Here is a 6936-nt window from a genome sequence, read left to right on the forward strand (position 1 = left end):
CGCGCCCGCGGGCGCGAGCATTCTCGAACTGGGCAGCGGCGTGGGACGCATGACCCACCCGCTGATCGAACGGGGCTTCACGGTCACGGCCGTGGACGAGTCGGCGGAGATGCTGGAGCGGGTGCGCGGGGCACGGACGATATGCAGCCCCATCGAGGAACTGGACCTGGGTGAGAAGTTCGACGTGGTACTGCTCGCGTCGTTCCTCGTCCACACCGGGGATCCCGAGTTGCGGCGCGGACTGCTCGCCACCTGCCTGCGGCACGTCGCGGCCGACGGCGTCGTGCTGATCCAGCGCGAGGGGGAGAACTACCACACCGATGTGCCCCGGGAGCGGGTCGACCCCCGTGGTTTCACGGTCCGTATCGCGTCGAGCGAGCCGGTGGGGGACGGGGTCCGCTCCGTGCACGCGGAGTACCACTTCCCGGACGGCGAGTGGACCCAGACGTTCCGGGTGCGGCCGATGACGAAGGAGCAGTTCGAGGAGGCGCTGGGAGAGTCGGGGCTGAGGGTGGACCGGTATCTGACCGAGGACCGGACGTGGGTGCGGGCGGTGCCGGTGGGGTGAGAGGGCATGTGCGGATGAGACGGCTGAGAGGGCACGTGGGGTCTGAGTGGTTTCGCGCGAAAGTCCGCTCAGGACCGATGAGTTCGGGGGAGGACGCCGGTCTGTCTCTGTGACAGGCACGACGCACCGCTTCCCACAGGAGACCTCATGTCCGAGACCACCGCTCCCACCACCCGAGTCGCCACCTCTACTGCCAACGCCACTGCCGCGGTCACGGTCCCGGCTTCCGGCGCCGGCCCGAAGGGCAGAGCGCGCAGCCGGCGTGCCCGGATCTCGCTGGGCGCGCTGCAGATCGTGCTCGCGCTGGTCTTCGCGGTCGCGAGCGCGCTGCCCAAGCTGATCGCGCACCCGTCGGCCGCCGAGTCCTTCGAGACGCTCGGCTGGGGCAGCGCGGGCATGTACACCATCGGCGCGCTCGAACTGGCGGGCGGGATCGGGCTGGTGATCCCCGCGCTGGCCTCGGTCGCGGGGGTGTCGTTGAGCGCGCTGATGGTGGGGGCGTTCATCACCCAGGTCGCCGTCTTCGACGGGGAGTACGCGGCGACCCCGCTGATCCTGATGGTGCCGCTGCTCGTCATCGCCTGGGCGCGACGGGAGGACGTGGCCGGACTGACGCGGCTGCTGCGACGGACGGCGTGATCCCCGGGGCGTGGGGCAGGGAGTGCGGCGCGCTGCGGTGGAGCCGGGTTCCGCTCGGCCGCCGTCAGTCGTCGCGGCGGGCGCGGGCGGCGTTCGCGGAGTCGGTGAGGCCGCGGAGGCGTTCGAGGTCCCGGCGGTCGCGCTTGGTGGGGCGACCGGCTCCCCGGTCGCGGATACCGGCGGGGGCGATGGCCTCGCGAGGCGGGGGCGGCGGAGAGTTGTCCACGTAGCACTCGGCGGCGACAGGCGCGCCGACCCGCTTGCGGATCAGACGCTTGACCACGACGATCCGCTCATGCCCACCGGCCTGGCGCAGCCGTACCTCGTCGCCGACGCGCACCGCGTACGCCGGCTTGACCCGCTCGCCGTTGACGCGGACGTGCCCACCCCGGCAGGCCGTCGCCCCCATGGAGCGGGTCTTGACCAGGCGGACGGACCAGATCCAGCTGTCGATGCGCACGGTCTCGCCACTCGTGGGCCGCGCGGCCTCGGCGGCGGCCGCCGCGGCGCCGGGATCCCGGTGCGTGGTGCCAGGGCCGTCCGTCCGCTCGCCCGTACCTTCAGAAGCCATGCATCGACCTTAGCTCCCCGGTGCCGACGGGGGAGGAGATCACCGGCCGTACCGTGGAGACATGCGCAGCGGTGATGGCGGCGGCGACGGTGGCCGGGATGGTGGCGGCATGGGCGGAGGGCACTGCGGGTTCGGCGGTGGGAGCGGGCTGGACGCGCTCGACGCCCGGATCACCGGATGCCGGGCCTGCCCCCGGCTGGTCGCCTGGCGGGAGGAGGTGGCGCGGACCAAGCGGGCCGCGTTCGCCGACCAGGAGTACTGGGGGCGTCCGGTGCCCGGTTTCGGACCGTCCGACGCGGCGCTGCTGATCGTCGGGCTGGCCCCCGCCGCGCACGGCGCGAACCGTACCGGGCGGATGTTCACCGGCGACCGCTCGGGCGACGTGCTGTACGCGGCGCTGCACGACGTGGGCCTCGCCTCGCGCGGCACCGCGGTCGGCGTCGACGACGGCCTGGAACTCCACGGCGTACGGATCACCTCACCCGTGCACTGCGCGCCGCCCGCCAACAAGCCGACCCCCGAGGAACGCGATACATGCCGACCATGGCTGGTCAGCGAGCTGGAGCTGCTGCGGCCCTCGTTGCGGGCCGTGCTCGTCCTCGGTGCGTTCGGCTGGCAGGCCGCGCTGCCCGCGCTCGCCGAGGCGGGCTGGCGGGTACCCCGGCCCCGACCGGTCTTCGGCCACGGCACCCGCGTACCGCTCGACGGACTCGATCTCTTCGGCTGCTTCCACGTCAGCCAGCGCAACACGTTCACCGGCCGACTGACCCCGGACATGCTCCGGGACGTCCTGCGCACGGCTGCCGGAGCGGCCGGGCTGAGCGTCACCTCGTAGGGGCGCGAACGGGCCGCCGGGCCTGACCGGCCCCCTCTCCGGGGCGGCGGAAAAGCGGCTACCGATGGTGTCGTACGCCGTCTAGGGTCGCGCAATGCCTCTCTATCCCGAGATCGAACCGTACGACCACGGCATGCTCGACGTCGGTGACGGCAACCACGTGTACTGGGAGGTCTGCGGGAACCCGCGGGGCAAGCCCGCGCTGGTGCTGCACGGCGGGCCCGGATCCCAGGCGGGCCCCTGGTTCCGGCGCCTGTTCGACCCCGGCGCGTACCGGATCGTGCTGCTGGACCAGCGCGGCTGCGGGCGTTCGACGCCGCCGGCGAGCGCGTACGAGACGGACATGAGCGTCAACACGACGCCGCGTCTCCTCGCCGATCTGGAGCTGCTGCGACGGCACCTCGGGATCGAGCGCTGGCTGGTGTGGGGTGTGTCGTGGGGCTCGGTGCTGGGGCTGCGGTACGCGCAGACGCATCCGGGTGCCGTCTCCGAGCTGGTGCTGACGGGGGTCGCGTCGGGCTCCGACGCCGAGGTCGCCCTGCTGACCCGGGGGCTCGGTCAGTTCTTCCCGGAGGCGTTCGAGCGGTTCCTCGCGGAGCTTCCCGAGGGCGAGCGGGACGGCAACCTCGCCGCCGCCTACAACCGGCTGCTCGAATCGCCCGACGCGGAGGTACGGGCACGGGCGGCGAGGGCCTGGACGGACTGGGAGACGGCCATCGCGGCACAGCCGCCCCGCTCCGTGCCGCGCTACGAGGACCCCGTGTTCCGCTACGGCTTCGCCCGTACCGTCACCCACTACTGGGGCAACGGCCACTTCCTCGATGAGGGCAGCGAGGGTGGTGCGGTGGGCGAAGGCGGTGCGGGAGACGACGGTGTCGTTCTGCGGGACGTGCGACTGCTCAAGGGCGTCCCCGGCACCCTCGTGCAGGGCAGCCTCGACCCCGGCAACCTCCTCGGCATCGTCTGGCGCCTCCACCACGCCTGGCCCGGCAGCGAGTTGGTCCTCATCGACGACGTGGGCCACAACGCGGGCGCGCCGGACACGGCACAGGCCCTGGTGGACGCGACGGACAAGTACGCCAAGGGATGACACGGCGGGGGCGGGGCGGGGGCCGGGGTTCGCGCACCTGGCGTTCTTGCTCCAAGGCGGCCCCGTTCCAAGGCGCGCCCCCGTTGTGAGTTGCGCCCTTCGCTCAGGGGCCGCGCCCCCTCGGTTCCGAGTTGCGCCCTCGCTCCGAGGTGCGCCCCGGGGTACAAGGCGCGCCCTTCACTCCGAGGCGCGGCCCTAGGCCACGCACTCTCGCCCAGACCTTTCTGCCTTCTGCCACCAAGTCGGTCGCCCTAGCCTCCCTCTCCGCCTCCGCCTCCGCCCCCGCCCTCACCCCCCATCTCGTCCTCCTCGAAGAGGTGTCGCACGGTGGAGCGGTAGTTGGTCTGGACGTGGGTGAGGGCGTGGGTCCGGGCGCGGTCGGGGTCGCCGGAGGCGATCGCCTCGTACAGCTCGCGGTGTTCGGTGAGGAGCTGCGGCCACTCGGTGTTCTGGCGGGTCAGCCAGCGCAGACGGCCGTCGACCGGCTCCATGACGGAGATGAGCAGGCTGTTGCCGGCCATGGCGAGGACACGGTCGTGGAAGCGGGTGTTGATGTCGGTGATCGCCTCGGCGTCCCCGGCGCGGGTGGCGGCCGCCGCCTGGTCGAGCAGGGCCGACAGCTCGGTCAGGCTCTCCGTGGTGGCGCGGGTGGCGGCGAGCCCGGCGGCGTACACCTCCAACGCCTCGCGCAGTTCGAAGAGTTCCGCGACGTCCGCCCTGGTGAGGCGGCGGACCACGGTGCGGCGCGGGGTCTCGAAGAGGACGAAGCCCTCGGCGACCAGCGCGCGGATCGCCTCGCGGACCGGGACCCGTGAGACCCCGAAACGATCGGCCAGTTCGCGCTCGACCAGCCGGTCGCCCGGACGGAGCCGGCCCGCGATGATGTCCTGCCGCAGGGTCCCCAGCACACGCTCGCGCACCGCGCCGAGAGGACCGAGGGTTTCGATCTTCGCTCCGTCAGGAGCCAGGGAGCTCATGAGGCCATCCTCGCCGACACCGGAGGTGTTTTACGGGTCCTTAACGACAGCGACATCGGTCCGGACGGTTGACGGGAGGACCATGACAGGAGTTTGGTATACCAAATGCCCCACGCGCGGTCCGCTCCCTCCCCGTCTCCTCCTCTCGCTCCCGGAGGCCCCGTGTCCCTCGCCGATCCCGCCGAAGCAACCGGCACCACCGCGTTCGTGCCCGACCCCCGCCTCACCAACGAAGACCTCGCCCCCGCCGACAAGCGCACCTGGAAGGTCTTCGACCTCTTCGCCCTGTGGATGTCCGACGTCCACAACCTCGGCAACTACACCTTCGCCGCCGGACTGCTCGTCCTCGGCATGAACGTCTGGCAGGTCTTCACGTCGCTGCTCGTCGGCTTCGTGATCATCTACATCGGCATGAACTGGATGGGGAAGATCGGCCAGCGCCACGGTGTGCCGTTCCCCGTCGTCAGCCGCATCAGCTTCGGTGTCTGGGGCGCCAACATCCCCGCCGTCATCCGGGCCGTGATCGCCATCATGTGGTACGGCATCCAGACCTATCTCGCGTCCGTCGCCGTCAACATCATGCTGCTGGCCGCCTGGCCGGGCCTGGAGTCCTGGACCCATGGCTCATTCCTCGGTCTGCACCAGCTCGGCTGGATCACCTTCGTCGCCCTCTGGCTCATCCAGGCGGTGATCATCAGCCAGGGCATGGAGTCGGTGCGGAAGTTCCAGGACTTCTGCGGCCCGGCGATCTGGCTGGTCATGATCGCGCTCGCGGTGTGGATCCTCGCCAAGGCCGGCTGGACCATCTCCCTCACCTCCACCCCGCACCCGGTCTCCGTCGGTGAGCAGTGGCGGCAGTGGTTCGGCGCGATCGGCCTGGTCCTCGCCACGTACGGCACGCTGATGCTCAACTTCTGCGACTTCTCCCGCTTCGCCCCCGACTACCGGACCGTCAAGCGCGGCAACTTCTGGGGACTGCCGATCAACTCCACCGCCTTCGTGGTGGTGTCGGTCATCGTCACCGCCGGCTCCATCGAGGTGTTCGGCAAGGCGATCACCGACCCCGCGTACCTCGTCGCGGAGATCGGCAACACCTGGATCCTCGTGCTGGGCGCCCTGACCTTCGCCATCGCCACCATGGGCGTCAATATCGTCGCGAACTTCGTCTCTCCCGCGTACGACCTCGCCAACGTCTGGCCGCAGAAGATCAGCTTCAAGGTCGGCGGCATGATCAGCACGGTCGCGGCGCTCGTCGTGACCCCGTGGAACCTCTTCTCCAACCCGACCGTCGTCAACTACTTCCTCGGCGGTCTCGGCGCGTTCCTCGGCCCACTGTTCGGTGTGATCATGCTCGACTACTTCTGGGTCAAGCGGGGACGCATCGACATCGACGAACTGTTCAACGCGCAGCCCGGCTCCCGGTACTACTACCGCAGGGGCGTCAACCCCAAGGCACTCTGGGCGTTCCTCCCCGCGGCCGCCGTCTCCGCCGTCCTCGCCCTGGTGAAGGACTTCAGCGCGGTCGCCCCGTACTCGTGGTTCATCGGAACGGCGCTGGCCGCCGGGCTGTACGCGGTGCTGTGCCGTGACGAGCGTGCCGCGAAGGGGGCCGCCGCGGCCGAGCCGACCGTCGCCGTGGAGGCCTGAGAAACGTGCGGATCGTCGTCACCAACTGCAACACCACGCAGGAGATGACCGAGGAGATCGTGCGAGGTGCCCGGGCCGCGGCTGGCCCGGGCACCACCGTGACCGGGCTGACCCCGGCGTGGGGGCCCGAGTCCGCGGAGGGCTGGCTCGACAGCTATCTGTCGGCCGCGGCCGTGCTCGACACCCTGCGCACATACGACGAGCCCTACGACGCCGTGGTCATGGCCGGGTTCGGTGAACACGGGCGGGAAGGGGCGCGGGAACTGCTGGACGTGCCCGTCGTCGACATCACCGAGGCCGCCGCGCACCTCGCGTGTCTGCTCGGGCGGCGGTACGGGGTGGTCACCACGCTGGAACGGTCGTGCGGGCAGATCGAGGACAGCCTGGAGACGGCCGGGGTGGGGCGGAACTGCGCGGGTGTGGTCGGGACCGGGCTGGGCGTCCTCGACCTGCACGACACCGACCGCACGGTGCGGGCCTTCGTCGACGCGGCACGGCGGGTTCGGGACGCCGGTGCGGAGGTGCTGGTCCTGGGGTGCGCCGGGATGACCGGCTTGCAGCAGGTGGTGGCGGAGAAGGTGGGCGTCCCCGTGGTGGACGGGGTGGGGG

The 6936-nt window shown here is 71.2% G+C and carries 8 protein-coding genes; 6 read left to right on the plus strand and 2 right to left on the minus strand.

What is annotated here, in order from left to right; translation table 11 throughout:
• Nucleotides 1-568, plus strand: a 568-nt coding sequence (locus tag AOK23_RS36840) for a class I SAM-dependent methyltransferase (protein ID WP_107102961.1), incomplete at its 5' end; no start/stop codon positions are given.
• 147 nt (nucleotides 569-715) lie between these two features.
• Nucleotides 716-1207 carry a DoxX family protein gene (locus AOK23_RS36845; protein ID WP_055716850.1) on the plus strand — a complete coding sequence of 164 codons (492 nt, stop codon included), beginning with the start codon at nucleotides 716-718 and terminating at the stop codon, nucleotides 1205-1207.
• Nucleotides 1208-1271: 64 nt separating this feature from the next.
• Here the strand turns inward: AOK23_RS36845 and AOK23_RS36850 are convergent, their stop codons facing one another.
• The gene (locus AOK23_RS36850) at nucleotides 1272-1778 is read right to left on the minus strand and encodes an RNA-binding S4 domain-containing protein (protein ID WP_055716851.1); all 507 of its coding nucleotides are present in this window, start codon (nucleotides 1776-1778) and stop codon (nucleotides 1272-1274) included.
• A gap of 109 nt (nucleotides 1779-1887) precedes the next feature.
• On the opposite strand from AOK23_RS36850, the gene AOK23_RS36855 reads away from it, so the two are divergent.
• Both AOK23_RS36855 and pip read left to right on the plus strand, forming a co-directional pair.
• Nucleotides 1888-2613, plus strand: coding sequence for a uracil-DNA glycosylase (locus tag AOK23_RS36855; protein WP_055716852.1), 726 nt, complete (start codon nucleotides 1888-1890; stop codon nucleotides 2611-2613).
• 94 nt (nucleotides 2614-2707) lie between these two features.
• Nucleotides 2708-3703 (plus strand): prolyl aminopeptidase, encoded by a 996-nt coding sequence (gene pip, locus AOK23_RS36860; protein ID WP_055716853.1) that lies wholly within the window; start codon nucleotides 2708-2710, stop codon nucleotides 3701-3703.
• A gap of 251 nt (nucleotides 3704-3954) precedes the next feature.
• On the opposite strand, the gene AOK23_RS36865 is transcribed toward pip, so the two are convergent.
• Nucleotides 3955-4680, minus strand: a complete 726-nt coding sequence (locus AOK23_RS36865) for a GntR family transcriptional regulator (RefSeq protein ID WP_055716854.1) — start codon at nucleotides 4678-4680, stop codon at nucleotides 3955-3957.
• Nucleotides 4681-4842: 162 nt separating this feature from the next.
• Between AOK23_RS36865 and AOK23_RS36870 the strand changes: the two genes are divergently transcribed.
• Nucleotides 4843-6327 (plus strand): NCS1 family nucleobase:cation symporter-1, encoded by a 1485-nt coding sequence (locus AOK23_RS36870; RefSeq protein WP_055716855.1) that lies wholly within the window; start codon nucleotides 4843-4845, stop codon nucleotides 6325-6327.
• A 5-nt stretch (nucleotides 6328-6332) separates the two neighbouring features.
• Nucleotides 6333-6936 (plus strand): aspartate/glutamate racemase family protein (locus AOK23_RS36875; RefSeq protein WP_055716856.1); only part of this gene is annotated, 604 nt, incomplete at its 3' end.

It is taken from the genome of Streptomyces torulosus (assembly GCF_001419765.1).
GTDB classification, from domain to species: Bacteria; Actinomycetota; Actinomycetes; order Streptomycetales; family Streptomycetaceae; genus Streptomyces; species Streptomyces torulosus.

What these genes read in the sequence shown, in the direction of transcription:
- AOK23_RS36855 (WP_055716852.1), top strand. Translation starts at nt 1,888, where the DNA reads ATGGGCGGAGGGCACTGCGGGTTCGGCGGTGGGAGCGGGCTGGACGCG.
- AOK23_RS36845 (WP_055716850.1), top strand. Translation starts at nt 716, where the DNA reads ATGTCCGAGACCACCGCTCCCACCACCCGAGTCGCCACCTCTACTGCC.
- AOK23_RS36865 (WP_055716854.1), bottom strand. Translation starts at nt 4,680, where the DNA reads ATGAGCTCCCTGGCTCCTGACGGAGCGAAGATCGAAACCCTCGGTCCT.
- AOK23_RS36850 (WP_055716851.1), bottom strand. Translation starts at nt 1,778, where the DNA reads ATGGCTTCTGAAGGTACGGGCGAGCGGACGGACGGCCCTGGCACCACG.
- pip (WP_055716853.1), top strand. Translation starts at nt 2,708, where the DNA reads ATGCCTCTCTATCCCGAGATCGAACCGTACGACCACGGCATGCTCGAC.